Origin of the sequence: Halorubrum sp. Atlit-26R, assembly GCF_003666015.1 — an archaeon.
Classification (GTDB): domain Archaea; phylum Halobacteriota; class Halobacteria; order Halobacteriales; family Haloferacaceae; genus Halorubrum.
In genome coordinates this window covers 1-819 of the sequence record NZ_QPLT01000169.1, presented here as the reverse complement: position 1 = coordinate 819, position 819 = coordinate 1, and the positions used below count along the sequence as shown (strand labels likewise).

Genomic DNA, 819 nt, shown 5'->3' with positions numbered 1-819 from the left:
CTGTGGTGGGTCCGTCCGGGTTCTCCCGTTCGATCTGGATATGTTTGTCAGAAGAAGCGACTTGTCCTCCGGTTTTCTGAAGCTCTTTGCGGAAGTCCTCGGTGTCGCCCGAATTTTCTCGAGCTGCCAAGGCTTCCTTGTACCTTTTCTCGTGTTCGGGCGTTTGTTCGGCAGTTACGCTGCCCATCATGGCTGGGACTCCAACGGTAGCAGCGATTCCCGCTGTTGCTTTGATGAACGAGCGCCGATTACTCCGAGCCTGCCGTGGGTTGCTATCGCGTGTCATCTTTTAACACCGCATTTCCCAATTGCTGGTTTTCATCTTTACTTCATCTACCGAAGAAATCAGTTATCGGTGTAGAAATCACGGGGAGTGTGTAAATGAATACCCCTCGTATAAATTAACGGGAGGCGTGTAGTATACAGTGAACATTCTAGTTAGTTACGCTGCTTTCAGAGACAAACTTTTTGATGAAATAACACGAACTCAATAATATCCATGAGCGGTTCAATAGCCCCTCCTCTTCTCGAAACGGTCGCTCGTCGTGCGTCCGTTATCAAGCGATTGCTTGAAAATAGAGCCGATAAACGAGAACTTGAAGCAGATCTTGATGTCTCACGGACTACTATCGATCGGGCCATTAGACGGCTCACTGATGCAGACTGTATTGTCTGTCAGGACGGAAAATGGGAAGTTACGTTACTTGGACAATTCGCATATGAAGAATACGAGCAACTTGCAACAGGGTATAGGAGCCTCATTGTTGCTCAACCATTATTAGATCATCTCTCACCAACAACACCAGTGGATATGCGAGT

The 819-nt window shown here is 47.6% G+C and carries 1 protein-coding gene and 1 pseudogene; one reads left to right on the top strand and one right to left on the bottom strand.

Annotated features, from left to right (window positions below; all coding sequences use genetic code 11):
- Positions 1-190 (bottom strand): hypothetical protein (locus DVK07_RS23890; RefSeq protein ID WP_233565550.1); only part of this gene is annotated, 190 nt, incomplete at its 3' end.
- A 309-nt stretch (positions 191-499) separates the two neighbouring features.
- Here DVK07_RS23890 and DVK07_RS19965 point away from each other — a divergent pair.
- A pseudogene (locus tag DVK07_RS19965) lies at positions 500-819 on the top strand (Trp family transcriptional regulator); the annotation flags it as partial.